The sequence below is a fragment of the Sulfitobacter sp. W027 genome, from assembly GCF_025143985.1.
Classification (GTDB): Bacteria; Pseudomonadota; Alphaproteobacteria; order Rhodobacterales; family Rhodobacteraceae; genus Sulfitobacter.
In genome coordinates this window covers 686983-712620 of sequence record NZ_CP083564.1, presented here as the reverse complement: position 1 = coordinate 712620, position 25638 = coordinate 686983, and the positions used below count along the sequence as shown (strand labels likewise).

Here is a 25638-nt window from a genome sequence, read left to right as displayed (position 1 = left end):
AAAGACGTGGACCGCTTTTGCGCTCGCTCTGAGAGAGATGGCATTCATCACGCGACATCCCGCAGCAAGCGGCGCGCATTTGGCGGGTACTTCGCCCGAAGCTGCGCCCACCTTGTAACTTGTTCTTCACGGCCGGCACGGCTGGTGATGAGTTGCCACTGTTGAGCTACTCGGCTCAGTGCCACTTCGGGCGTCACTTCCCCCTGCAATGCCTTATCCAATCCTCTCCCTAATGTTTGAAAATACTCTGATTGCCCCTTGAGGTAGAGATCAGGGATCGCCCCCTCCAGCGCAGCACGATGCACCTTCAAAAAGGGCTTAGAGTAGGCCTCCTGCACTCCCGGATCGCTGTAGTGTTCATCGCGATAGGGATCAAAGAACCCGTCTGGCTGTCGAATGGCCAACGTAGACATCTCCGGAGTGACTGCGAAGAGGGCAAAAAGGTAGGCGAGCTCCTTTTGTGCCGATGCCGTGCTAATGACAAAGCTCCACCCCCAGTTGAAATAAGGCGCTGCCAGTATTTCGCTCCCGACATTTCCACCGGGTGTTGGTCCGTGCACCATCCGTCCTCGCATCGGTGATTGAGAACGATTGAGGTACTTCTGCGTCCCACCCCAGCCGATATTGCAATACACATCGCCCTCAGCATATCGCGCCCAATTTTCGAACAGGCCGAGGCTGGACGTCTCGGGGACGAGGCAATCTGTGATTGCAATCAACTCTTCCAATGCCGCCACACCCGCATCGCCTGCAATTTGCGGTGTCATATCGGAGGCCAACGGCCAGTAACCTTTAGCGTGAAACCGAACCCACCATTCCCAAGCCAGATACCCTGGTGTGCGGAATAACAGCCCGCCATAACGACCAACTTCTGGCGCATTGAAGAACCGTATTTGCTGATCTAATTCCTCCCACGTCTCTGGTGCGGATAGAGGGCGGCCGAAACGGTCTGCGTAGCGTGCCTGTGTATCTGGATCGTGCAGCATCTCACGGTGATAAAACATCACATAGGCATCGCCATCCGTCTGAAATCCGTAAGTTTGACCGTCGAATTGATCGCCCTCCTGATAGAGCATAGCGTCGCGGAATCCCGGCGGCTCATACCGCGCAGCGTAGTCATCCAACGCATCGATCGCGCCGGCGGCTACAAGGTCGGCCACGCCAAAAGTGGCGGGCAAGGCGACGTCATATTTGGCTTCTCCGAGCACACTATTCAGCATCAATTCTGCGTTGATTTGGTCGACATGCACCTCTCGCAGGATGATCTTAGCTCCGGTTTTCGCCGTAAAAGCCGCAGCCACTGGCACAAGATTGGCCCGCGACCCTTCCGGCAGCAATGTTGAAAGAGGGCGCGCCTTATCGACTAACCTATGCGCTTGTGCAGCGACCTGTAGATCGGTCGCCTTCCCGAATACCGGCCCAGCGGCCAGCCCGGTTAGACCTGCCCCGAGTCCGAGAGACATCTGTCGTCTGGTAAGTCCACGCCCTTTTAACACTTCCCAGCCCTCCAATTCGGAATCGAGACCAAACACATTTTACTGCTGTGGATTCGGTTCTAGGGCTGCGGCGATTAACATGGCGTTAATTGGTTTCGACTACCCAGGCTGCATGGTTACGATGTATCCCCCTCGGCGACTGCTGCAGCTTTTCGGCAGCCGCATTAGCACCCGACTTAGAGCGGTGCTTCTTTTTGTTGCGGTAATTATCGGCTTGGCAGGATGGGCCGTCACAGTACAAATGCGGTCCGTATTGGCCGGTCACGCTCATTTAAGCCAATCTGCCCTGCCGATGATGGCTCTGTCACAGCAAATAGAACGGTCTTTGAACGGCCTGTTCCTGTCGATTGAACAGCTTAATCAAACAGATGCCCCAGTTTCGCTCAAAATGCTGGAAGGAGATATCGCGGCGAAGATTGATCAGGTTATCGATCTGCTGGATGACTTGAAAAGTTTAGGAATATCTTCCCCACTGGTGGCGCGGCTTGAGGGGCGATTGCAGGTGGTCCTACGTGCTACCAATACCACGCTTCAAAACCGTTTGGAGATGCAGCGTGCCGATGCCAAGATCATCGCGACCCTTGATCGCGTTGAGCAAATTCAGGAACAGAGCCATCTCATCATCGATGATCTATCTTTTCAACTGTCCGCTGAGGCCGAAGCCTTGCTACGCAAGGAGGACGGGGATCGTCAAAGGAGCGACGGCACAGCCCCCCAAACGACCTTTGGCTTTCCCGAGTTACTGCTAAATGCCCTTAATCTTAATGATATTCGTTTAAGCCTTGATGCGCTTATAAACCTCGTGATCGCACAGGGGCTGCAAAACCAACCGCTTCAACTCGAACGCGCCAAACTTCTGGTTGAGGAGTATTTACAGGATGCCATCACGCGACTTCCTCGTATTGCTGAGGTGGGCCGACGACAGTCGCTAGCACGCGAGATCGCGGCAGTGCGGGCCGTGCTCCTCGATCCGGATGATGGCTTCTTCGTACATACAGCAGCACGCCTGCGGTTTCGTGAGAGTTTTCGAACGCTGCAAAGCGAACATCTTCCGATGATTGTCGAAATCTCTGACATGTCCTCCGATCTGACGCAGAACACCCTTCAATTGGTAGATGATGCGACGGGTGACCTGAGTGATAGGATCCATCGGGTCATCTGGATTGCAGCGCTCACTGTCGCATCTGCCCTGATTGCCATCGCACTGGCAAATGGTTTGGTTATCGAGCGACAGTTTAACCGTCGCATCCGGCGGTTGACCGATTCCGTCACGGCCATCGCCGAGGGCGATCTTGATCATCAAATAACCGTACGGGGACGCGATGAACTGGGAGAAATGGCACGCGCACTGGTTGTATTCCGCAGTACTGCGGAAGAGTTGCGGCGCTCGAACATTGAACTTGAAAAATTTGCCTATGTGGCCGCCCATGACCTGCGCTCCCCCCTCCGTGCGGTTCATGAATTAAGTCTTTGGGTGCTGGAGGATGAAGAGAATGCGCTGAGTGACGAAAGTCGGAGTTATCTGCTCATGTCCCAGCAGCGGATTGATCGTCTCAACCGTCTTCTCAACGATCTTCTGGACTACGCCCGCGCCGGGCAGGATCAACCTCTTCCCGAACCGGTCAACTTGGCCCGATTGGTGGCGGACCAAGCGCGCTACATCGATACAGAAGGTCGGTTTAGGATCACCTTTACTGGGGCAGAGCCTGTAGTCGATGTACAACTTACCCCGGTGCAGCAAATTTTAGGGAACCTCATTTCCAATGCGATTAAGCATCATGACCGTGATCATGGCGCGATCCATGTAAACGCCGAGGTCGTTGAGGAACGTCTAATTCTGACCGTGCGTGACGACGGCCCTGGGATAGAGCTGCGCCATCAGAAGAAGATATTTGAACTATTTCAAACGCTCCGGCCACGAGACGAGGTCGAAGGGAGCGGTCTTGGCCTTGCGATCGTCAGTAAGCTCGCGACCCATCAGAAAGGAAAAGTCACGCTGCTTTCCAACCCTGACAAAGGGCGCGGATCAACCTTCGTTGTAGAGCTTCCGCACCCAACGCAATCGCAAAGCGCTCTGCCCGTGGCGGCCGCGGCATGACACGAACTGAAAAGGAGTGCTGGATGAAAACGACACCCGCAAAATTTCTGATCATTGATGATGACAAAGTCAGCGTGATGGCCATGCAACGGGCAATGCGTAAGTTGAAGATCGTGAATGAAACAGCAGTCTGCCACGACGGCCAACATGCGCTGGAATTTCTGGCTGAGGAGGTAAAACGGTACGGGCGATTGCCGCCCTATATCATCACGCTTGATCTCAACATGCCCCGTATGGGCGGGCTTGAGTTCTTGGAAGTTGTCCGTGCCGATCCGGCCTTGGAACGAATGGTGGTCTTCGTCTTTACCACATCCGATATGCCCACAGACGTTCAGTCAGCCTATAGCAAGAATGTTGCGGGCTATATTGTAAAAGAAAACCCGTCAGAGACCTTTGCCAATGCGCTCGACATGTTGAACGCCTATGCCCGGATTGTAGAACTGCCCTGTTAAGGGCGCTGATTACAATGCGGGGTCAGCAAATCTCTCGCCCTGAACGGAAAGAGGCGCGCCATTTCTGGCACGCCTCCATGTCTTAAGCTAATTGGGCTGGCTTACATCATTCCGCCCATTCCGCCCATGCCGCCCATGTCGGGCATGCCGCCGCCGGCACCTTCTTTGGACGGACGGTCAGCAACCATCGCCTCGGTGGTGATCAGCAGACCAGCGATGGACGCCGCGTCTTGCAGAGCTGTGCGAACAACCTTGGCCGGGTCGATAACGCCGAACTTGAACATGTCGCCATATTCTTCGGTCTGCGCGTTGAAGCCGAACTTCAGGTCGTCGCTTTCGCGGATCTTGCCGGCAACAACCGAACCGTCCACACCAGCGTTCTCAGCGATCTGACGCAGCGGTGCTTCCAGTGCTTTGCGCACGATGGAAATACCAACGTTTTGATCGTTGTTGTCACCTGTCAGGCCTTCGAGCTTTTTGCCCGCCTGAACCAGAGCAACACCACCGCCAACGACGATGCCTTCTTGAACAGCGGCACGTGTCGCGTTCAGGGCGTCGTCAACGCGGTCTTTGCGCTCTTTCACTTCGACTTCGGTCATGCCACCGACGCGGATTACGGCAACACCGCCTGCCAGTTTGGCAACGCGCTCTTGCAGCTTCTCACGGTCGTAGTCGGAGGTGGTTTCTTCGATCTGGTTACGGATCTGAGCAACACGTGCTTCGATCTCGGCCTTTTCGCCAGCGCCGTCAACAACAGTGGTCTCGTCTTTGGTAATCGACACTTTCTTGGCCGAACCCAGCATGTCCATGGTGACGGACTCAAGCTTCATGCCGAGGTCTTCGGAGATCACCTGACCACCGGTCAGAACCGCGAGGTCTTGCAGCATTGCTTTGCGACGGTCACCGAAACCAGGTGCCTTCACAGCAGCAATTTTCAGACCGCCACGCAGTTTGTTCACGACGAGTGTCGCCAGGGCTTCGCCCTCAACGTCTTCGGCGATGATCAAAAGCGGCTTCTGGGACTGAATGACCTGCTCGAGCAGCGGAACCATCGGCTGAAGGCTCGACAGTTTCTTCTCGTGCAGCAGGATGATCGCGTCTTCCAGCTCGACAGTCATTTTGTCGGAGTTGGTGACGAAATAGGGGCTCAGGTAGCCGCGGTCGAACTGCATGCCTTCGACAACATCGGTCTCTGTTTCCAGGCCTTTGTTCTCTTCAACAGTGATGACACCCTCGTTGCCGACTTTCTGCATCGCGTCCGCGATCTGGCGGCCGATCTCTTTTTCGCCGTTGGCGGAGATGGTGCCGACCTGCGCGACTTCGTCGCTGTCGGACACGTCACGGGCCGCGGCTTTGATCGCTTCGACAACGCGCGATGTGGCGAGGTCGATACCGCGCTTGAGGTCCATCGGGTTCATGCCAGCGGCAACCGACTTCATGCCTTCGCGAACGATCGCTTGGGCCAGAACGGTCGCGGTGGTGGTGCCGTCACCGGCTTCGTCGTTGGTCCGGGAAGCGACTTCCTTGACCATCTGTGCGCCCATGTTTTCGAACTTGTCTTCCAGTTCGATTTCCTTCGCCACGGATACACCGTCTTTGGTGATGCGCGGTGCGCCGAAGGATTTGTCCAGAACCACGTTACGGCCTTTGGGGCCGAGGGTAACTTTCACCGCGTCGGCCAGGATGTTTACACCCCGGAGCATCCGATTGCGGGCATCGGTGTCAAATTTGACGTCCTTAGCAGCCATGTTGTCTTCTCCTAAAATCTTGGATTGATGTGAGCGTCTTCAAAAGGGTCGGCAAGCCGGGTGGCTTACGCGATGATCCCCATGATGTCGCTTTCTTTCATCATCAGCATTTCTTCGCCTTCGATGGTGACCTCGGTGCCGGACCATTTGCCGAACAGGATCTTGTCACCGGGCTTCACGGCCATTTCGATCAGCTCGCCGTTGTCCTTGCGGGCACCGGTGCCCACGGCCACGACTTCACCTTCGGAAGGCTTTTCTTTGGCGGAATCAGGAATGATCAACCCGCCGGCGGTTTTCTCTTCGCTTTCTGTACGCTTTACCAGCACACGGTCATGAAGCGGTTTCAATGCCATCTTTGCAGCTCCTTAAGGCTCAAAGTTACTCTTCCAAGCCACCCCCTCCGGTCGAGGGGTGCAGCCGTTAGCACTCAACCCATGTGAGTGATAACGAGGCATAGCTAAGCAGCGGCCCGCGTCCTGTCAACAACGGCGTTGAAAAATTTTGCGCCAATTGGAACCGTTAGCGAGCGCCCAGAATGCGCCCTGCCGTGGCGACGGCTTCGGCGCCGGTTGGGGTCAGCCCGTAAATGCCTTTGTCGAGCTTTTCAAACCACCCATAGTGGTCGTCGCGCATCATGCGGGTTGCCGCCGAGACCCCGGTGGCGCGGGCCACGTCCGCGCCTTTGCTCGCGCCCGCCTCAAAGAGGAACATCGCCAATTTCAAAGCGTCTTGGCGGTAGGCGGTTACCAGCCCCGCGCGGGTTTGGCCGCCATCGTTCGGATCCCCCTGCCGCCGCGCGAATTCGCGCAAGAGCATCGCCGCCCGTTTGGCATTCTTGCGCGGAGCATAGGGGCCGGGGTCACAATGCACCTCAACCAATCCGTCCGAGAGCCGCACGGTGATCAGCCCCAGCCCAAGCCGCCGCGCCAGCGTGACATTATCCTTCACCGCCTTGGCAAAGCGTTTGCCGGGTTGGCGGGCCACGGCAAGGTAGACGTCATCCGAAACCTTGAGCCTCGCCAGACATTGATGAAACAGCGCCAGCGAAAAGCCGAGCTTTAACTCCACCACCACCGGCGGCTCCGCCCCACGCATGGCCACCACATCCGCCGCGCCGACTTCGGATTTGACCACATAGCCTTGATCCTCAAGGAAAGCCTTGATCGGCGGGTAAAGATCGGTTTCGCGTGGGCTGCTCATGTCGGGCAACTTGCCCCATCGTGCGACGCTATGCAAAGGGGCCACGAGTACATAAAATGACGCCATGGCCCGCGACGAATTTAACGCCTTCTGCGCCGCCCTGCCCCAGACAACTCATGTTGTACAATGGGGCAACGCAGACGTGTGGAAGGTTGGTGGTAAGGTCTTTGCCATTTGCGGTTGGGCCGAAGATGCGCCCGCCTTTACGTTTAAGGTGACCGAACTTGGATTCGAGGTGCTCTCCGACAGCCCCGGCTTGCGGCCCGCGCCCTATCTGGCCGCGCGCGGGCTTAAGTGGATACAGCATTACGCCGCGCCGGGACTGAGCGATGACAGCCTGCGCGACCACATTCGCGCCTCCTATGACATGATCGCCACCGCCCTTACAAAAAAGAAGCGCGCTGAACTGGGCCTCTAGACCCTCCACACAATGCCGCAATGCGGCAGGCGCGCGTGACAAGCCTATTCAACCTGCTATAAGGCGCGCAAATCCACCGAATAGACAGGACCGCCCCGATGACAACCCTTGTTTTTGGCCATAAATCCCCCGACACCGACAGCACCGGCAGCCCGATCGTTTGGGCTTGGTATCTCAATGAGATCAAAGGCATCGCTGCCAAACCCGTTCTGCTGGGCGAGCCGAATACCGAAGCGCTGTTCATGCTCGATAAATGGAACCTCGATAAGCCTGAAATCCTGACCGAGCTTGAGGCCGACACCAAGGTTGTGATCGTCGATACCAACAACCCCGCCGAACTGCCCGCCAACATCAATGATGCCGACATCACGGGCATTATTGACCACCACCGTCTGGTGGCCGGGCTGGAAACACGCGGCCCGATTGAGATCAACATCCAGCCGCTCGCCTGCACCGCGACCATCATGTTCAAGATGATCGGCAAACACTGGGCGCAGGCCCCGCGCGGCGTAAAGGCAGCGGCCCTGTCCTGCATCCTGTCAGACACGCTGGAATTCCGCAGCCCGACCACCACGCAAGAAGACCGCGCCATTGCCGAAGACATCGCGCGGGACTTGGGCGTCGACATCAGCGACTATGCGGCGGAAATGTTCGCCGCGAAATCCGACGTCTCGTCCTTCAGCGAGGCGGAACTGCTGCGCATGGACAGCAAGGAATTCGACCTCGACGGCACCAACCTGCGTGTGAGCGTGCTGGAAACCACCTCCCCCGCGCCGCTGTTGGAGCGCAAAGACGCACTGATGGCTGAGATGCCGAAAGTGGCCGAAGCCGACGGTGCCGCGCAGGTGCTCTTGTTCATCGTCGATATTCTGAAAGAAGAGGCGACGCTGCTGGTGCCCAACGACATGGTCAAACACATCGCCGAGCAGAGCTTTGGCGCTGAGGTCTCCGGCGACACGGTCGTGCTTCGCGGCGTGATGAGCCGCAAAAAGCAGATCATTCCCAACCTTAAGATGTAAGCCAATCGGGCGGGCCAAGTGCCCGCCCTCGCTTTTTGAAAGGCCGCACCATGACCCGCATTATCTCTGACCTGCCGCAAGTTTCCGATCAATACGACGCGCTTTTTGTCGATCTTTGGGGCTGCGTTCATGACGGGCGCAAGGCGCTGCCCGATGCGGTGGCGGCCTTGCAGGCCTATCGCAAGACCGGCGGCAAGGTCGTGCTGGTCACCAACTCCCCCCGTCCGCGCACGGGCGTGGAGAAACAGTTGCAACAGTTTGGCGTGCCGGAAGACGCATGGGACAGCATCGCAACTTCGGGCGATTCCGCGCGCTCTGCTATGTTCCGCGGTGCTGTGGGCGAAAAGGTCTGGTTCATCGGCCACCCCGGCGAGCGCAAGTTTTTCGAGCCGCTGGCGATCCTCGAAAACCCGGTAAATGTAGAAACCGTTCCGCTGGCCGAAGCAGACGGCATCGTCTGCACCGGTCCCGTCGATGCCATGGCCGACCCCGGGATCATGCGCCCTGAGTTCGAACAGGCCATCGCCCGCGGTCTGAAACTGCTCTGCGCCAACCCCGATATCGTCGTGGACCGAGGCGAGGTGCGCGAATGGTGCGCCGGGGCTCTGGCCGCGCTCTATACCGAGATGGGCGGCGAAAGCCTCTATTTCGGCAAGCCGCACGGCCCGATCTATGACCTCGCCCGGCGTCGCCTTGCAGCGCTTGAGGTCGACATCCCCGACAGCCGCATCCTTGCCATCGGCGATGGGATCTTGACGGACATCAAAGGCGCAATGGACGAAGGCATCGATTCGCTTTTCATCACCGGGGGGCTGGCGTCCGCAGAGACCGCGACCACCGAGCAACCGGATGAAGACAGATTGCGCGCTTATCTTGACCGCGAAGCCTCCTCCCCAACCTACGCAATCGGATTTCTCCGCTGAGTCAGAAATAACTTGATTTTCTGCAGCTGCGAAGTAATAAAGTTGCAGTACGGCGCGCCATAGCGTCACTTTGTTACCAAGGAGCCGTCATGTTGGACAATATGCCACGCGGGACGATCTGCATTGAAGACATCGAGATTGGGATGACACGCCACCTGCGCAAGGTCATCACCGACACGGATATCGAAATGTTTGCGAAGGTCTCCACCGACCATAACCCGGTGCATCTGGATGACGATTACGCCCGCGACACGATCTTTGAAGGGCGCATCGCCCACGGCATGCTGACGGCGGGGCTGATCTCGGCGGTAATTGGTGAACAACTTCCCGGCCATGGCACGATCTACCTTGGACAGTCGCTTAAGTTTCTTGCCCCCGTCCGCCCCGGCGACATGGTGCTGGCGGAAGTGACAGTCACCGACATGGATATCCGCAAGCGCCGGGTCAAAATGGATTGCCGATGTTCGGTCGATGGCAAGCCCGTTCTCGAAGGTGAGGCCACCGTGCTCGCCCCTTCAGCCAAGTTCGACTGACCACACAGTTTCGCCCTGCCTGCATCTTGCCCTTGCGCGCCGTCACGGCTAGGCAAGGCCCATGCGGATCATCCGAGATTATCAATTTGTCGACCTGCCGGATCGCGGTGCCACCGCCGCGATTGGCAATTTCGATGGCGTACACCTTGGCCACCGGTCGGTAATCGAACTGGCGCAGCAGGCGGCCCCCGACGCGCCCCTCGGCGTCATCACCTTTGAGCCGCATCCCCGCGAATATTTCGCCCCCGATGCCCCGCCTTTCCGCCTGATGGGCCGCGAAGCCCGCGCGCATCGGCTGGAAAAGATCGGAGTCAAACGGCTCTATGAACTGGCCTTCAACAGCACGCTGGCCAGCCTCAGCCCCGAGGCCTTTGCCCGCGACGTTCTGCACGATGGGCTGGGGCTGGCGCATGTGGTGGTCGGCGCTGACTTCTGCTTTGGCAAAGGCCGCGCAGGCACGGCTGACGATCTGGTACGCTTCGGTCAGGAATACGGCTTTGGCGTCACCATCGCGCCGTTGATGGAGCACGATGAGTTGACCGTCTCCTCGACCGCCATCCGCGAAGCCTTGAGCCGGGGTGAGACCCGCGAAGCCGCCGCCATGCTCGGCCATTGGCACCGGATCGACGGCCCCGTGATCTCAGGCGAACAGCGCGGACGCGAGCTGGGCTTCCCCACCGCCAACATGTCTATCGACGGTCTGCACCCGCCCGCCTTTGGCGTCTATGCCGTGTTGGTGGATGTGCTGGAGGGGCCGCATAAGGGCAGCTACCACGGTGCCGCCAGTATTGGCGTGCGGCCCATGTTCGGTGAGAACAAAGCCAACCTCGAAACCTATCTCTTTGACTTCAAAGGCGACCTATACGGCGCGCCGCTTTCGGTCGGGCTGGTCGAACACCTGCGCGGAGAAGAGAAGTTCGACAGTCTCGATGCGCTGATCACCCAGATGGGGGCCGACTGCGACCGCGCCCGAACCATTCTGGCGGCGCTATGAGCGATCCGATCCCCCGCAAGGGCCTAACCCCGAAATTCTGGGAGAAGAAGCCGCTCAAAGAGATGTCGAAGACCGAATGGGAGGCGCTCTGCGACGGTTGCGGGAAATGCTGCCTGAACAAGCTTGAAGACGAGGACAGCGGCGAAGTGGCCCTGACCCGCGTCGCCTGCCGCCTGCTCGACGATAGCACCTGCCGCTGTGTGCATTACGAAAACCGGCACGAGTTCGTGCCCGACTGTATCGTGCTGCGCCCCGACAACCTCGATACCCACGCCTATTGGATGCCCCAGACCTGCGCCTATCGCCTGCTCTGGGAGGGCAAACCCCTGCCCGAATGGCACCCCCTGCTGACCGGCACCCCCGACAGCGTCCATGACGCCGGGGTCAGCGTGCAATTTGATACCGTGTCCGAATTTGATACCCCATTCGAGGAATGGGAAGACCATATTATCGAGGAGCCCACCTGATGTTTTTCGCCTCTGACAACGCCGGCCCCGTCCACCCCAAGGTGATGGAGCGCGTGATCGCGGCCAACAGCGACTACGCCATGCCCTACGGCAAAGACCTGATCATGGATGAGGTGCGCGCGCAGATTCGCGAACAGTTTGAGGCACCCGGGGCCGAGGTTTACCTCGTCGCCACCGGCACCGCGGCCAATGCCCTAGCGCTGGCCTGCTACACCCAGCCGTGGCAGACGATCTTCTGCTCGAAGGTCGCGCATATCGAAGAGGATGAGTGCAACGCGCCGGAATTCTACGCAGGTGCGGCCAAGCTGACGCTGGTTGAGACCGACGACAAGATGCCCCCCGAGGCCCTGCGCCGCGCCATCGTCGCGCGAGTGGCAGGCGATGTGCACACGCCACAACGCGGCCCGGTGTCGATCACACAGGTGACGGAACGCGGCGGGGTGCATAGCCTTGAAGAGCTGCGGGCGCTCACAGCAGTTGCCAAGGAATACGACCTGCCCGTGCATATGGACGGCGCGCGTTTCGCCAATGCGCTGGTGGCACTGGGCTGCACCCCGTCTGAGATGACGTGGAAATCGGGCGTTGATGTGGTCAGCTTCGGCGGCACCAAGAACGGCTGCATGGGGGTCGAGGCGGTGGTCTTCTTCGACCCTAAAAAGGCTTGGGAGTTCGAGTTGCGCCGCAAGCGCGGGGCGCATCTGTTTTCCAAACACCGTTTTCTGTCGGCGCAGATGGCAGGCTACCTTGCGGATGGGGCTTGGCTGGAAACGGCCAAGACGGCCAACGCCAATGCGGCGCATCTGGCCAAAGGGCTACGCAAAGCGGGGGCGGAATTCTTACATGAGCCTGCGGCAAACATGATCTTTGCCCGCTTCCCCCGCGCCATCCACCGCAAGCTGCATGACGCAGGCGCGCTCTATTATCTCTGGGATGGCACGCTGGACGGTGGCGGTGACGAGATGCTGGCCGCACGGATGGTCTGCGATTGGTCGATCAGCCGCGACCAGATCGACCAGTTCCTAAGCCACTTCTAAAGGCTTAGGCCAGCGGCACGTCGTTCAAGAAATTGCGGATCGCCTCGGCGACCTCAGCGGCATGGGTGATGGGCACCATATGCCCCGCCCCCTCGACCGAGACCCGCCGCGCCTTCGGCAGGCGGCGTATGAGAGAATCGTTGATCGCGTGGGCCGCTTTGGGCGATGCGCTTCCCTCCACCAGCAGCGCGGGCATCGAGGCGCGGTCGAACATGCCCGGTGCCAGCAAGCCGGCGCTGTCTTCGCCAAGGAAAGGTGAAGAGGCGGGGATAAATCCGATCCGATCCACCATATAGGCGCGTGTCGGTTCGGGGATCTGATCCCATTTCGTGCCATCGCCCCAGACCCGATTGAACAGCCGTGCAGCTGTCTCCTTGTCGCCCTCGGCCAGGGCGGCTTCAAACGCCGCGTTCTGTTCATTGTATTCGGTCATCGCGTCAGGGTCGTCTTGCTTGGCAGCGGCGAAATAGACAGGCTCAATCAGGGTAATGCTGCGCACCAATTCGGGGTGTTCAATCGCCAGACGCAGCGCGACCGTCGCACCAAAAGAATGGCCTATCAGATCCATCGGCGCTTCAAGTAGGCTGAGCGCCATATCGGTCGCCACGTCGTGAATATCGCCCTGCCCATCCCAATCGCCCGAGCGCCCGTGCATCGGCAGGTCGAAGGCGCGCAGGGTCAGCTCATCCGACAGCGCCGCCCCGATGCCCCGCCACGCACCGGAGTGCGCGAGCGAGCAATGGATCGCCAAGGCCGGGCGCGGACCGTGACCGAACCGGCGCGCGTTGACCTCTGGAATCACAGGTTGCCCCCGAGGTGCAGATCAAGGTCTTCCAAACGGTCCTGTCCCCAGAACCGCTGATCCCCAACGATATAAAAAGGCGCACCAAAGACCCCCTGCGCGACGGCTTCCTCAAGGTTCGCAGCATAGGTCTCGGCCCCTTGCAGCAAGCCGCTGTTCGCCAGATCGGGGTCAAAACCGCCCTCTTCCAAACAGGCCCGGACCACATCGTCATGGCCGATGTCCTTTTCTTCGGCCCAGACAGCGCGGGTGATGGCATGGGTCAACTTGCCCAGATCACCGCCCCCGGCATTCTGCGCGGCGATCACCGCATAGGCCGCAGGCGCGCCGTTGGTGGGCCAATGCGCGGGCTTGAGGTTGAAGGGCAGGCCCAGCTTGCGGGCTTGGCGCGGCAGGTCTTGCGCGCGGTACTCATTGCGGCTGGGGTGACGCTCTGCCGGGGGCAGCCCCCCGGTGCGCGGGAAGGCCGCCACGATATCGAAAGGCTTGTAAACGATCTCAGCCCCATGCTTTTCGGCGATTGCCTCAAGCCGATTCCCGGCGAGGTAGCAATAGGGTGACAGGGTCGCGAAAAAATAGTCGATCCGGGCCATTTGGGTCTCCTTCGGGGGCGGTGCAGCTTTGCCCGACCGTAAGCGCATGCTAAGCGGTGTCAACGTCACGAATCTGCAACCTACCGCTGCCCCGGAGCCCCTATGCCACGCACTTCAGAACCAAAACTGATCTCAGGCAATGCCAATATGCCGCTTGCCAAGGCCATCGCGCGGCGCATGTCGCTGCACCGCGGCGTTAACGTGGGGCTCGTCGATGCGCGGGTCGAACGGTTCAACGACGGCGAGATTTTCGTCGAAGTATACGAGAACGTGCGCGGCGAGGACATGTTCATCATCCAGCCGACGTCGAACCCCGCGAACGACAACTTGATGGAGCTGATGATCATGGCCGACGCGCTGCGCCGGTCCTCGGCGGCTCGTGTCACGGCTGTCCTTCCCTATTTTGGCTATGCCCGTCAGGACCGCCGCACCAAGGCCCGCACGCCCATCACCGCCAAAATGGTCGCCAATATGCTGACCGGCAGTGGCATCGAACGCATTCTGACCATGGACCTGCACGCCGCGCAGATTCAGGGTTTCTTCGACATTCCAGTCGACAACCTCTACGCTTCGCCGATCTTCGCGCTCGACATCAAAGACGCCTTCAAAGACCGCATGGATGAGCTGATGGTCGTCAGCCCCGACGTAGGCGGCGTGGCCCGTGCGCGTGAACTGGCCAAGCGCATCAACTCGCCGCTTTCCATCGTCGACAAACGCCGTGAAAAGGCGGGTGAAGTGGCCGAGATGACCGTGATCGGCGACGTGAAGGGCAAGACCTGCCTGATCGTGGACGACATCTGCGACACGGCAGGCACGCTGTGCAAAGCCGCCGAAGTGCTGTTGGAGAACGGCGCCAAGGAAGTGCACTCCTACATTACACATGGCGTCATGTCCGGCCCGGCGGTTGAGCGTGTGGCCAATTCGGTCATGAAATCGCTTGTGATCACCGACAGCATTGCACCGACCGCCGCGGTCAAGAAAGCGCCGAACATCCGCATCGTGCCGACGGCACCGATGTTCGCCCAAGCGATCCTGAATATCTGGAACGGTACTTCAGTATCTTCGCTGTTCGAAGCAGAGACGCTTGGCCCGATCTATGACGGAATGTATGCCGCAAGCTAAGCTGCGCTGTGATCTAGGGGTGGCCCCGACGGGCCGCCCTCCCCCCGCTGGCCGTTGCGCCTAGCCGACGACCCAGTCGTCTTCTTCTCCCACCGAGCCAATCGCTGTCCAAGCCATGCGCACCCGTGCGACGCGGGTGTCACCCCATGTTCGAAAAACCATATCGAACCCCGCCTCTGTCACAGCTTCAGCGCTGATGTCGGCACGGGTTACGGTGGTGGCGTCAATGTCCCAAAGCGACATGGAAACCTGCACATGAGGCGGTTCCCGGAAGGCTTCGGAGAAGGTAATCCGGCGGCGGCGCTCGCGCTGGCCCCTGCCCGTCCACATCGGACCATCATCCTCGAAATCAGAAAACAGCATAACCTCGCCGCTGTCCAAGCCGATGGTATGGCTGCGCAGTCGTTTCATATCCGGGGCCTGTCTGCTGATCTGTCCATCCCCCGATGATGCCGCAGGAGGGGGGAGTAGAAAAGCAAAAAGCCCCGCCAAGGCGGGGCTTTCTAAAATCTTTCAAAGCATTACAGGCTGGGCTGTTTGCTCGACAATCCGATGTGATCGCCGACGGCAACCATATCGGCCAGAAGCTTGGCTGCATCATCCACGGGACCGGGCTCGTTTTCCCAGTTGTCCTTGGCGCGGGCGTAGACGGCATGCGCCTCTGCCACCATGCTGTCCATTTGCTCCTGCGTCATGTCGGCACGCGCCACGGCACGTTCCGCCAGCACAGACACGCCGCCCTGACCGCCGATTTCGGCGAAACCGCCGGTCACGACATATTCGGACGTGCCCTCAGGCCCTTCCACGCGCAGAAGGCCCGGACGCAGGGTGGTGATGGTGGGTGCATGGTCGGCCATAGCCGTCATGTCACCCTCAGCGCCCGGAATCTGCACGGCCGTCACCTGCATCGATGCCAGCCGCCGTTCCGGCGAAACGAGGTCGAATTGCATTGTGTCTGCCATTGTCAGCGCTCCTTAAGCGGCGTCTGCCGCCATTTTCTCGGCTTTCGCCTTCACGTCTTCGATGCCACCAACCATGTAGAAGGCACCTTCGGGCAGGTGATCGTATTCACCGGCAACCACGGCCTTGAAGGACGCGATGGTTTCTTCCAGCGGCACCTGAACACCGTCGGAGCCTGTGAACACTTTCGCCACGTCGAAGGGCTGGCTGAGGAAACGCTCGATCTTACGCGCACGTGCCACGGTCAGTTTGTCTTCTTCGCTCAATTCGTCCATGCCGAGAATGGCGATGATGTCCTGAAGCGATTTGTAGCGCTGAAGCACCTGCTGCACGTCTGTCGCCACCTTGTAGTGCTCGTCGCCGATGATCAGCGGGTCAAGCAGACGCGAGGTGGAGCCAAGCGGGTCAACCGCCGGGTAGATGCCCTTTTCCGAGATCGAACGATCCAGAACCGTTGTCGCGTCGAGGTGCGCAAAGGAAGTCGCAGGCGCAGGGTCGGTAAGGTCATCCGCAGGCACGTAAACGGCCTGAACGGAAGTAATCGAACCAGATTTGGTCGAGGCAATACGCTCCTGCATCACACCCATGTCCGTCGCCAGCGTCGGCTGGTAGCCCACAGCGGAAGGAATACGGCCCAGCAGAGCGGACACTTCGGAACCGGCCTGCGTGAAGCGGAAGATGTTGTCGACGAAGAACAGAACGTCGGAACCGGATTCGTCGCGGAACTGCTCGGCCAGTGTCAGACCGGTCAGGGCGATCCGCATACGCGCACCGGGAGGTTCGTTCATCTGGCCGTAGACCAGCGCAATTTTCGAATCCACCAGGTTGTCAGGAACGATAACGCCGGATTCGATCATCTCGTGGTAGAGGTCGTTGCCCTCACGGGTCCGCTCACCCACGCCCGCGAACACGGACAGACCGGAGTGCACTTTGGCGATGTTGTTGATCAGTTCCATGATCAGAACCGTCTTGCCCACGCCGGCACCGCCGAAGAGACCAATTTTACCACCCTTTGTGTAGGGGGCCAGCAGGTCGATCACTTTGATGCCTGTGACGAGGATCTGTGTCTCGGTCGACTGCTCGGCGAACTCGGGCGCGTCGCCGTGGATCGCACGGGTGGCTTCGGAGTTTACCGGACCTTTTTCGTCAACCGCGTCGCCGGTGACGTTCATGATGCGGCCCAGGGTCGCGGTGCCGACGGGCACGCGGATCTGGTCGCCTGTGTCGCTTACCGCTTGGCCGCGAACGAGACCTTCGGTGGCGTCCATCGCGATGGCACGAACCGTGTTTTCGCCAAGGTGCTGCGCCACTTCGAGAACCAGCGTTTTGCCCTGGTTTTCGGTGTGGAGCGCGTTGAGGATCTCCGGCAGGTCGCCTTCGAATTGAACGTCAACGACAGCGCCGATGACCTGTGTGATTTTACCGACAGCATTTGCCATGTCGTTTCTCCGATTTGCTTACAGCGCTTCCGCGCCGGAAATGATTTCGATCAGCTCGTTGGTGATGACAGCCTGACGCGAGCGGTTGTACTGGATGGTCAGCTTGTCGATCATCTCGCCCGCGTTGCGTGTGGCGTTGTCCATCGCCGACATCCGCGCACCCTGCTCGGACGCGCCATTCTCCAGTAGCGCCGAGAAGATCGCCGTGGCGACCCCGCGCGGCAGAAGATCGGCCAAGACTGCTTCTTCGCTGGGTTCATAGTCGAACAATGTGGACGCACCGCTGTCTTCGCCGTCTTCGGCGTCGAATTTGGCGGGGATGATCTGCTGCGCCGTCGGCGTCTGCATGACCACATTCACGAACTTCGCATAGAAGATCGTTGCCACGTCAAATTCGCCCTCGTCAAAGCGGTTCAGCACGTTCTGCGCGATCTTCTGCGCATCACCATAGCCGATCTTTTTGACTTCGCTGAGGTCCACATGGCCAACCAGAAGGTTGCCCATGTCACGCCGCAGCGCATCACGGCCTTTCTTGCCAACGGTAAGGATTTTCACCTCTTTGCCCTGGGCCAGCAAGTCACGCGCATGGGCTTTCGCCTTTTTTGCGATGTTGCTGTTGAAGCCGCCGCACAGCCCGCGTTCGGCGGTCATGACCACCAGCAGATGCACTTTGTCTTCACCCGTGCCGCTGAGCAGCTTGGGCGCGCTGTCGGAACCGCCAACGCTGGCCGCGAGCCCTGCCATCACGGCATTGAACCGCTCCGTATAGGGACGCGAAGCCTCGGCAGCCTCCTGCGCGCGGCGAAGCTTCGCCGCGGCAACCATTTGCATGGCCTTGGTGATCTTGCGGGTCGATTTGACCGACGCGATCCTGTTCTTCAGGTCCTTGAGATTTGGCATTGCCTTATCTCCCGTTTAAGCGAAGTCGGCGGCGAAACCGTCAATGGCGGCTTTGATCTTCTCTTCCAACTCGCCTTTGACCTTGCGGTCATTGTTGGTGATGTCCTTGAGAAGGTCGTCGTGCTTGCTGCGCAGATGCGCCAGCAGGCCTGCCTCGAAACGGCCAACCTCCGACACGTCCACCTTGTCGAGATAGCCATGCGTACCGGCGTAGATCACGCAGACGATTTCCGAGTTGGTCAGCGGCGCATACTGCGGCTGCTTCATCAGTTCGGTCAAACGCGCACCACGGTTCAGCAGCTGCTGAGTTGCGGCGTCGAGGTCGGAACCGAACTGAGCGAAGGCCGCCATTTCGCGGTACTGAGCCAGCGACAGTTTCACCGGGCCAGCCACGCTCGACATCGCCTTGGTCTGAGCCGAGGAGCCAACGCGCGAAACCGACAGACCGGTGTTCACGGCAGGACGGATGCCCTGATAGAACAGTTCGGTCTCAAGGAAGATCTGACCGTCGGTGATCGAGATCACGTTGGTCGGAATAAACGCGGATACGTCGCCACCTTGGGTCTCAATGATTGGCAGAGCTGTCAGAGAGCCGTTGCCAGCCTCATCACCCAGCTTTGCGGAACGCTCAAGCAGGCGGGAGTGGAGATAGAAAACGTCGCCCGGGTAAGCTTCACGGCCCGGTGGGCGGCGCAGCAGCAGGGACATCTGACGGTAGGACACGGCCTGCTTGGAGAGGTCATCATAGATGATCAGCGCGTGGCGGCCATTGTCGCGGAAGTGCTCCGCCATCGCGGTGGCGGCGTAGGGCGCGAGGAACTGCATAGGTGCAGGCTCGGACGCGGTTGCGGCAACAACGATGGAGTAGTCGATCGCGCCGGTTTCTTCGAGCTTTTTCACAAGCTGAGCAACAGTCGAACGCTTCTGGCCGATGGCGACATACACGCAGTACATCTTTTTGCCTTCGTCGTCGCCAGCAGCAGCGTTAACCTGCGCTTGGTTCAGCATCGCGTCGAGGGCGACGGCGGTTTTACCGGTCTGACGGTCACCAATGATCAGCTCACGCTGGCCACGGCCGATCGGGATCATCGCGTCAACGGACTTGAGGCCGGTTGCCATCGGCTCATGCACCGATTTACGCGGGATGATGCCGGGCGCTTTGACGTCGGCGATGCCGCGCTTGGTGGCGCCGATGGGGCCTTTGCCGTCGATGGGGTTGCCCAGACCGTCAACAACGCGGCCCAGCAGTTCGTCACCGATTGGCACGTCCACGATGGAGTTGGTGCGCTTGACGGTGTCGCCTTCTTTGATGTCACGGTCGGAACCGAAGATAACAACACCGACGTTGTCCGCTTCGAGGTTCAGGGCCATGCCCTGAATGCCACCGGGGAATTCGACCATCTCGCCGGCCTGGACGTTGTCCAAGCCGTAAACGCGGGCGATACCGTCACCGACGGAGAGAACGCGGCCCACTTCGGCGACTTCGGTTTCTTGACCGAAATCCTTGATCTGGTCCTTCAGGATCGCAGAAATCTCTGCTGCTTGGATACCCATTTATCCGACCTCTTTCATTACATTCTGGAGGGAATTGAGCTTGGAACGGATCGACGTATCGATCATTTTCGAGCCCACTTTGACAACAAGACCGCCGATGAGGCTTTCATCAACGGTCGCATGAAGTGATACTTTTTTGCCGGTGGAGGCGTTGAGCGACTTGGTCAGCTTGTCCGACTGCGTCTTGGTCAGCGCCTTGGCCGAGGTGACGTCTGCGGTGATCTCGCCCTTGGCTTCGGCAATTGTTTCGCGCAGCGCTTTGACCAGCGCGGGCAGCACAAACAGACGACGCTTTTGCGCCATCAGCGCCAGCGTGCTCGCCATGGTCTTGGTCAGGCCCATTTTGTCGGCCAGCACTTTGATCGCCTGCGCCTGCTGTTCGCGCGTATAAAGCGGCGAAGTGATCAGGCGCTGAAAGTCATCGCTGTCGGTCAAGGCCGCTTCAAGCGCGGTAAGATCGCCCTCGATGGCATCGACCTGATTGGCCTCGCGGGCCAGATCATACACGGCTGTCGCATAACGTTCCGCGATGCCGGTGGAAATGGAAGCAGGTTCGGACACGTCCATCCTCTCGTTCAATAAGCGCCGGATATGCGAAGATGTCGCGTCACCAGCAGTTGGCGCGGCTTGAAGTTACCCAAGACGTCTAAATCAGGGGCGATGTAGCAGACAGGTTCACGCCCGGCAACACAGTATAGGCAGGTAATGTCCCGGGGCGCTGCAATATTGCAAGGGCTATGGCCCGACGCGGCCCTTTGCCGCAGAAAAATGCGGTCTTTATGGCCAAGGGCGTGCACTGAGGGCGAATCCTCTGGACCAAGCGGCGCTTGCTTCAAGCCTGCAAGGCTCAGACCGGTTTGGCCTGCGGCTCAGCGATCCCCTCCAACACCCCGATGGCGCGCCGGGCGGTGCTGCGCTGTGGGCGGCCCCGCGGCGGGTAAACGAGCTTTGTCGCCTCGACCAAGATCGCACCACCGCCCATCATCGTTGGCATCTGGCGACCGATTTTTTCGAACAAAGGCGCAGATTTCATCCAGATTCGCTGCTGTGAGGGGAATTGAAACAACGCACCAAGGTGACGCTCAGGCAGGAATTGATGCTTGCGCAGCTGCGTTTCCAACTGCCCCGGCGAATAGGGCCGCCCATAGCCGAATGGCGTGCGGTCCCGCCGTGCCCACATGCCCGCGCGGTTCGGCACGATGAACAGCGCCTTCCCCCCCGGCCCCAACACCCGCCAGCATTCGTCCAGCAGTTCACTGGGCCGTTCCGAGGTCTCAAGCCCATGCATCAACACCAGCTTATCCACCGCCCCCGTCTCTACCGGCCAAAGCGTCTCTTCGGTCAGGACCGAGGTGTTGGGCATCCCCGCAGGCCAAGGCATCACGCCCTGCGGGCCGGGCATCAGCACCATCACGCGCCGGGCATCGGCCAGATAGGGCCGCAGCAGGGGTGCGGCAAAGCCAAAGCCAACGACAGTCTGACCCTTCGCCTCGGGCCAAAGCTCCAACAAGCGCCCCCGTAAGGATTTCTGCGCCGCACGTCCCAACGCGCTGCGATAATAGAAATTGCGCAGATCCTGTACATCAAGATGCATTGCAGCCCGCCTTGGTGAGTGTCACTCTTGCCCGACCATAACAACACAGCGAGGTAAGACGCCATGGCCTTTGATCTGGTCACGATTCCATGTCTGTCAGACAATTACGCCTTCCTGCTGCGCGACCATGACAGCGGCGCCGTGGCGCTGGTCGATGTACCCGAAGCTGCCCCGATTATGGCAGAGCTTGATCGCCGTGGCTGGACGCTGAGCCAAGTCTGGCTGACCCACCACCATCCCGACCACGTCCAAGGGCTTGCCGAAGTGCTGCCCCGCTTCCCCGCGCAGGTGATTGGCGCCAAGGCCGATGCCCACCGCCTCCCCCCGCTTGACCGCGAAGTGGTGGACGGCGACAGAATTGAATTGGGCGCGCTGACAGCCCAAGTGCTCGACGTATCTGGCCACACCGTGGGTCATATCGCCTTTCACGTGCCAAAAGCCAAAGTGGCATTCACCGCTGACAGCCTGATGGCGCTTGGCTGCGGGCGTCTGTTCGAAGGCACGCCCGGACAGATGTGGGAAAGTTTGCAAAAGCTGGCCGCACTGCCCGCTGATACAACCATCTGCTCGGGCCATGAATACACCGCCGCCAACGCAAAATTCGCGCTAACCGTTGATCCACAGAACCCGGCGCTTATATCAAGGGCCAAGGACATCGACAGCGCCCGCGCCAAGGGGCAGCCGACCGTCCCCTCGCCACTTTCACTGGAACTAGAAACCAATCCCTTCCTGCGCCCGGGCGATCCCGCCATCCGCGCCACTCTGGGGATGCCAGACGCCACCGACACGGAAGTGTTCACTGAAATCCGCAAGCGAAAAGACCAGTTCTGATTGCCTGCAATCATGGCTCAAAGTCCCCGGTCACGCGAAATGTGACCGATTCGGACCAGAATCTTCTTGAAGATGGGCGATGATCAACCAAACTCTAATACTATGAGGCCATGGTCGGACCGGGCTCTGAGACACCTCAGCACCTCACCGACCCCGATCGAAAAGGAGCACGCCCGTGCCTTCATTCTCGACTACACTTGAGCAGGCAATCCACGCGGCGCTCGCGCTGGCGAATGCCCGCCGCCACGAATTTGCAACGCTCGAACATTTGTTGCTGGCCTTGCTCGACGAACCCGACGCCGTGCAGGTCATGAAAGCCTGTTCCGTTGATGTCTCTGACCTGCGCGATACGCTGGTTGAGTTCGTCGACGATGATCTGAGCAACCTGATCACCGACATCGACGGCTCCGAAGCGGTGCCAACAGCAGCATTCCAGCGCGTGATTCAGCGCGCCGCGATCCACGTGCAATCCTCTGGCCGGACCGAGGTGACGGGCGCGAACGTGCTCGTTGCGATCTTTGCCGAGCGTGAGAGCAACGCCGCCTATTTCCTGCAAGAGCAGGACATGACCCGCTATGATGCGGTGAACTTCATCGCCCATGGGGTTGCCAAAGACCCCGCATATGGTGAATCCCGCCCCGTCGCAGGCGCGCCAGAGCATGAGGAAGAACCACAAGGGGTCACCGAAGGCGACAAGAAGGAATCCGCGCTGGCGAAATACTGCGTGGACCTGAACGCCAAATCCCGCGAAGGCGACATCGACCCGCTGATCGGTCGCGAGAGCGAGGTTGAGCGTTGCATTCAGGTGCTCTGCCGTCGGCGCAAGAACAACCCGCTGCTGGTGGGTGATCCAGGCGTTGGTAAAACCGCAATCGCAGAGGGTCTGGCGCGCAAGATCGTTGCTGGGGAAACCCCAGAGGTTCTGTCCAAAACGACGATCTACTCGCTCGACATGGGCGCTCTGCTTGCAGGCACCCGCTATCGCGGTGACTTTGAGGAGCGTCTGAAAGCCGTCGTGACGGAGCTCGAAGAACACAAGGACGCGGTGCTCTTCATTGATGAGATCCACACCGTGATTGGTGCAGGCGCCACCTCAGGCGGCGCGATGGACGCCTCTAACCTGCTGAAGCCTGCGCTTCAGGGCGGCAAACTGCGCACCATGGGCTCCACCACCTATAAGGAGTTCCGCCAGCACTTCGAGAAAGACCGCGCGCTCTCCCGCCGGTTCCAGAAGATCGACGTCAGCGAGCCTTCGGTTGAAGACGCCACCAAGATCCTTAAAGGCCTCAAGCCCTATTTCGAAGAGCACCACAGCGTCAAATACACCTCGGATGCGATTAAGACCTCCGTCGAACTGGCACATCGCTACATTAACGATCGCAAGCTGCCTGACTCAGCCATCGACGTGATCGACGAAGCCGGTGCCGCTCAGCATCTCGTGGCTGCCTCCAAGCGCCGCAAGACCATCGGCACCAAGGAAGTCGAGGCCGTGGTCGCCAAGATCGCCCGCATCCCGCCGAAGAACGTGTCGAAAGACGACGTGGTGGTGCTGAAGGATCTGGAAAACTCGCTCAAGCGGGTGGTCTTCGGTCAGGACGACGCCATCGTGGCGCTGTCTTCCGCGATCAAACTGTCCCGCGCGGGCCTGCGCGAACCGGACAAGCCTATCGGTAACTACCTGTTCGCGGGTCCAACCGGTGTGGGTAAAACCGAGGTCGCCAAGCAATTGGCGGATACCTTGGGTGTGGAACTGCTGCGCTTCGACATGTCGGAGTATATGGAGAAACACGCCGTTTCCCGCCTGATCGGCGCGCCTCCGGGCTATGTCGGTTTTGACCAAGGTGGCATGTTGACCGACGGCGTCGACCAGCATCCGCACTGCGTGCTACTGCTCGACGAGATGGAGAAAGCGCACCCTGACGTCTATAATATCCTGTTGCAGGTGATGGACCACGGTAAGCTGACCGACCACAACGGTCGGACGGTGGATTTCCGCAATGTGGTGCTGATCATGACCTCCAACGCCGGCGCCTCCGAGCAGGCGAAAGAGGCCGTGGGCTTTGGCCGCGAGCGGCGCACTGGCGAAGACACCGCCGCGATTGAGCGGACCTTCACGCCGGAGTTCCGCAACCGTCTCGACGCTGTCATCAGCTTCGCGCCGCTGCCGAAATCGGTAATCCTGCGGGTGGTCGAAAAGTTCGTGCTGCAACTCGAAGCGCAGCTGATGGACCGTAACGTGACCATCGAGCTGAGCAAGAAAGCCGCCGAATGGCTTGCCGATAAGGGCTATGACGACAAGATGGGCGCACGCCCCTTGGGCCGCGTGATCCAAGAGCACATCAAAAAGCCGCTCGCCGAAGAACTGCTCTTTGGCAGGCTGGCCAAAGGTGGGGTCGTCAAAGTGGGCGTGAAGGACGAGGCACTGACGCTCAAGGTCTTGAGCAGCGAGAACAAGCGCCTTTCCGGTGACCGGCCACCGCTGCTGACAGCAGAATGAGTGTCAGGGCCGCCTTGGCCCTGATCCTTTCCTCCGCCAGCCCTGCGCTGGCGGAGGATTTGCAGCTGGCCTTTCCGCTGGATTGCACCCTTGGGCAGGACTGCCACATCCAGCAATATATGGACCGAGACCCGAGTGCCGCCGCGCAAGACTATCGTTGCTCGGGGCTGACTTATGGCGGTCACAAGGGCACGGATTTCGCCCTTCCCGATCTTGCGGCGATGGCGGCTGGCGTCACGGTCCGCGCAGCGGCACCTGGCGTGGTCAAAGGTCTGCGTGACGGTATGCAAGACGGCGCACCGTTGGCCCAGGTCCAAGGGCGCGAGTGCGGCAACGGCGTGGTGATCGACCTCGGCGCGGGGTGGGAAACGCAATACTGCCACCTCAAACGTGGGTCTCTTAGCGTTGTCGAAGGACAAGAGATCGCCGTTGGCGATGCGATCGGTCTGGTCGGACAATCTGGCAAAGCCGCCTTTCCCCATCTCCACCTCTCCCTGCGCCACAATGGCGAACCGGTCGACCCTTTCGATCCCGAAGGCAGCAGTTGTGACGTGGAACCGTCCAAAACCCTCTGGCAAGACACCCCGCCCTACCGCCCCGGCGGGTTGATCACGCTCGGGTTTGCAGACCACGTTCCGACCTATGCAGATATCAAGGCAGGAAATGCCAATCGTGGTACGCTGCCGACAAATGCCCCCGCCTTGGTCATTTACGGCTACAGCTACGGCACCCAAAAAAACGACGTGCTGCGGCTTAGCCTCGCAGGGCCAAACGGCACCGTAATCGAGAAAGACGTGCAGCTGGAAAAACCGCAGGCGCAATCTTTCCGTGCCATCGGCAAACGCGCCGCTTCTGCCGCTTGGCCCGCCGGGCGCTATGACGGCACGGTCACCCTGTTGCGCGATGGGCGTGTGATCGACGAAAAGACCGGCAGGTTGACGGTGCAATAGCACCGCCTTTGGCC

At 59.7% G+C, this 25638-nt stretch carries 26 protein-coding genes; 13 read left to right on the top strand and 13 right to left on the bottom strand.

Going from position 1 to position 25638, the window contains the following annotated elements:
* Window positions 1-47: 47 nt before the first annotated feature.
* Complete coding sequence (locus K3759_RS03530; RefSeq protein ID WP_259984346.1) at window positions 48-1532, bottom strand: extracellular solute-binding protein; 1485 nt, start codon at window positions 1530-1532, stop codon at window positions 48-50.
* A gap of 43 nt (window positions 1533-1575) precedes the next feature.
* Between K3759_RS03530 and K3759_RS03525 the strand changes: the two genes are divergently transcribed.
* On the top strand, window positions 1576-3594 hold the full coding sequence (locus K3759_RS03525) for an ATP-binding protein (protein WP_259984345.1): 2019 nt from the start codon (window positions 1576-1578) through the stop codon (window positions 3592-3594).
* 23 nt (window positions 3595-3617) lie between these two features.
* Window positions 3618-4046, top strand: coding sequence for a response regulator (locus K3759_RS03520; protein WP_259984344.1), 429 nt, complete (start codon window positions 3618-3620; stop codon window positions 4044-4046).
* Between the two features lie 101 nt (window positions 4047-4147).
* Here the strand turns inward: K3759_RS03520 and groL are convergent, their stop codons facing one another.
* From groL to K3759_RS03505, 3 genes are all read right to left on the bottom strand, one after another.
* A complete protein-coding gene (groL, locus tag K3759_RS03515) occupies window positions 4148-5794 on the bottom strand; it encodes a chaperonin GroEL (protein ID WP_259984343.1) in 1647 nt (548 codons plus the stop codon).
* Window positions 5795-5859: 65 nt separating this feature from the next.
* The gene (groES, locus tag K3759_RS03510) at window positions 5860-6147 is read right to left on the bottom strand and encodes a co-chaperone GroES (protein WP_259984342.1); all 288 of its coding nucleotides are present in this window, start codon (window positions 6145-6147) and stop codon (window positions 5860-5862) included.
* Window positions 6148-6313: 166 nt separating this feature from the next.
* Window positions 6314-6994: a DUF2161 domain-containing phosphodiesterase gene (locus K3759_RS03505; protein WP_259984341.1), complete on the bottom strand. Its 681-nt coding sequence runs from the start codon at window positions 6992-6994 to the stop codon at window positions 6314-6316.
* Window positions 6995-7058: 64 nt separating this feature from the next.
* Here K3759_RS03505 and K3759_RS03500 point away from each other — a divergent pair, with 64 nt between their 5' ends.
* The 7 genes from K3759_RS03500 to K3759_RS03470 all read left to right on the top strand — a co-directional run bounded on the left by K3759_RS03500 (window position 7059) and on the right by K3759_RS03470 (window position 12382).
* Window positions 7059-7412: an MmcQ/YjbR family DNA-binding protein gene (locus tag K3759_RS03500; protein WP_259984340.1), complete on the top strand. Its 354-nt coding sequence runs from the start codon at window positions 7059-7061 to the stop codon at window positions 7410-7412.
* 98 nt (window positions 7413-7510) lie between these two features.
* Window positions 7511-8431 (top strand): manganese-dependent inorganic pyrophosphatase, encoded by a 921-nt coding sequence (locus K3759_RS03495; protein WP_259984339.1) that lies wholly within the window; start codon window positions 7511-7513, stop codon window positions 8429-8431.
* Between the two features lie 50 nt (window positions 8432-8481).
* Window positions 8482-9354, top strand: coding sequence for a TIGR01459 family HAD-type hydrolase (locus tag K3759_RS03490; RefSeq protein WP_259984338.1), 873 nt, complete (start codon window positions 8482-8484; stop codon window positions 9352-9354).
* Window positions 9355-9443: 89 nt separating this feature from the next.
* The gene (locus K3759_RS03485; protein ID WP_259984337.1) at window positions 9444-9887 is read left to right on the top strand and encodes a MaoC family dehydratase; all 444 of its coding nucleotides are present in this window, start codon (window positions 9444-9446) and stop codon (window positions 9885-9887) included.
* Window positions 9888-9948: 61 nt separating this feature from the next.
* Window positions 9949-10881 (top strand): bifunctional riboflavin kinase/FAD synthetase, encoded by a 933-nt coding sequence (locus tag K3759_RS03480; protein WP_259984336.1) that lies wholly within the window; start codon window positions 9949-9951, stop codon window positions 10879-10881.
* Entirely contained in the window at window positions 10878-11348 is a 471-nt protein-coding gene (locus tag K3759_RS03475; protein ID WP_259984335.1) for a YcgN family cysteine cluster protein, read from the top strand. The genes K3759_RS03480 and K3759_RS03475 overlap by 4 nt, the downstream gene beginning before the upstream one ends.
* Complete coding sequence (locus K3759_RS03470) at window positions 11348-12382, top strand: low specificity L-threonine aldolase (protein ID WP_259984334.1); 1035 nt, start codon at window positions 11348-11350, stop codon at window positions 12380-12382. Before K3759_RS03475 ends, K3759_RS03470 begins: the two co-directional genes overlap by 1 nt.
* A gap of 4 nt (window positions 12383-12386) precedes the next feature.
* On the opposite strand, the gene K3759_RS03465 is transcribed toward K3759_RS03470, so the two are convergent.
* Both K3759_RS03465 and K3759_RS03460 read right to left on the bottom strand, forming a co-directional pair.
* The gene (locus K3759_RS03465; protein ID WP_259984333.1) at window positions 12387-13184 is read right to left on the bottom strand and encodes an alpha/beta fold hydrolase; all 798 of its coding nucleotides are present in this window, start codon (window positions 13182-13184) and stop codon (window positions 12387-12389) included.
* Entirely contained in the window at window positions 13181-13777 is a 597-nt protein-coding gene (locus tag K3759_RS03460; RefSeq protein ID WP_259984332.1) for a 2-hydroxychromene-2-carboxylate isomerase, read from the bottom strand. The genes K3759_RS03465 and K3759_RS03460 overlap by 4 nt, the downstream gene beginning before the upstream one ends.
* A 102-nt stretch (window positions 13778-13879) precedes the next feature.
* Between K3759_RS03460 and K3759_RS03455 the strand changes: the two genes are divergently transcribed.
* Window positions 13880-14899, top strand: a complete 1020-nt coding sequence (locus K3759_RS03455; protein WP_259984331.1) for a ribose-phosphate pyrophosphokinase — start codon at window positions 13880-13882, stop codon at window positions 14897-14899.
* A gap of 60 nt (window positions 14900-14959) precedes the next feature.
* Here the strand turns inward: K3759_RS03455 and K3759_RS03450 are convergent, their stop codons facing one another.
* The 7 genes from K3759_RS03450 to K3759_RS03420 all read right to left on the bottom strand — a co-directional run bounded on the left by K3759_RS03450 (window position 14960) and on the right by K3759_RS03420 (window position 21346).
* Window positions 14960-15310, bottom strand: a complete 351-nt coding sequence (locus K3759_RS03450; protein ID WP_259984330.1) for an H-type lectin domain-containing protein — start codon at window positions 15308-15310, stop codon at window positions 14960-14962.
* 110 nt (window positions 15311-15420) lie between these two features.
* Complete coding sequence (locus K3759_RS03445) at window positions 15421-15861, bottom strand: F0F1 ATP synthase subunit epsilon (protein WP_259984329.1); 441 nt, start codon at window positions 15859-15861, stop codon at window positions 15421-15423.
* Between the two features lie 12 nt (window positions 15862-15873).
* Window positions 15874-17298 carry a F0F1 ATP synthase subunit beta gene (atpD, locus tag K3759_RS03440; RefSeq protein ID WP_259984328.1) on the bottom strand — a complete coding sequence of 475 codons (1425 nt, stop codon included), beginning with the start codon at window positions 17296-17298 and terminating at the stop codon, window positions 15874-15876.
* A gap of 18 nt (window positions 17299-17316) precedes the next feature.
* The gene (locus K3759_RS03435) at window positions 17317-18198 is read right to left on the bottom strand and encodes a F0F1 ATP synthase subunit gamma (protein WP_259984327.1); all 882 of its coding nucleotides are present in this window, start codon (window positions 18196-18198) and stop codon (window positions 17317-17319) included.
* Window positions 18199-18213: 15 nt separating this feature from the next.
* On the bottom strand, window positions 18214-19752 hold the full coding sequence (gene atpA, locus K3759_RS03430) for a F0F1 ATP synthase subunit alpha (RefSeq protein ID WP_067629561.1): 1539 nt from the start codon (window positions 19750-19752) through the stop codon (window positions 18214-18216).
* Entirely contained in the window at window positions 19753-20313 is a 561-nt protein-coding gene (locus tag K3759_RS03425) for a F0F1 ATP synthase subunit delta (protein WP_259984326.1), read from the bottom strand.
* Between the two features lie 286 nt (window positions 20314-20599).
* A complete protein-coding gene (locus K3759_RS03420; protein ID WP_259984325.1) occupies window positions 20600-21346 on the bottom strand; it encodes a class I SAM-dependent methyltransferase in 747 nt (248 codons plus the stop codon).
* A 63-nt stretch (window positions 21347-21409) separates the two neighbouring features.
* On the opposite strand from K3759_RS03420, the gene gloB reads away from it, so the two are divergent.
* The 3 genes from gloB (at window position 21410) to K3759_RS03405 (ending at window position 25624) form a co-directional block, all read left to right on the top strand.
* Complete coding sequence (gloB, locus tag K3759_RS03415) at window positions 21410-22177, top strand: hydroxyacylglutathione hydrolase (RefSeq protein WP_259984324.1); 768 nt, start codon at window positions 21410-21412, stop codon at window positions 22175-22177.
* 175 nt (window positions 22178-22352) lie between these two features.
* Window positions 22353-24674, top strand: a complete 2322-nt coding sequence (gene clpA, locus K3759_RS03410) for an ATP-dependent Clp protease ATP-binding subunit ClpA (protein WP_259984323.1) — start codon at window positions 22353-22355, stop codon at window positions 24672-24674.
* Entirely contained in the window at window positions 24671-25624 is a 954-nt protein-coding gene (locus K3759_RS03405; protein ID WP_259984322.1) for a M23 family metallopeptidase, read from the top strand. The genes clpA and K3759_RS03405 overlap by 4 nt, the downstream gene beginning before the upstream one ends.
* Window positions 25625-25638 lie beyond the last annotated feature (14 nt).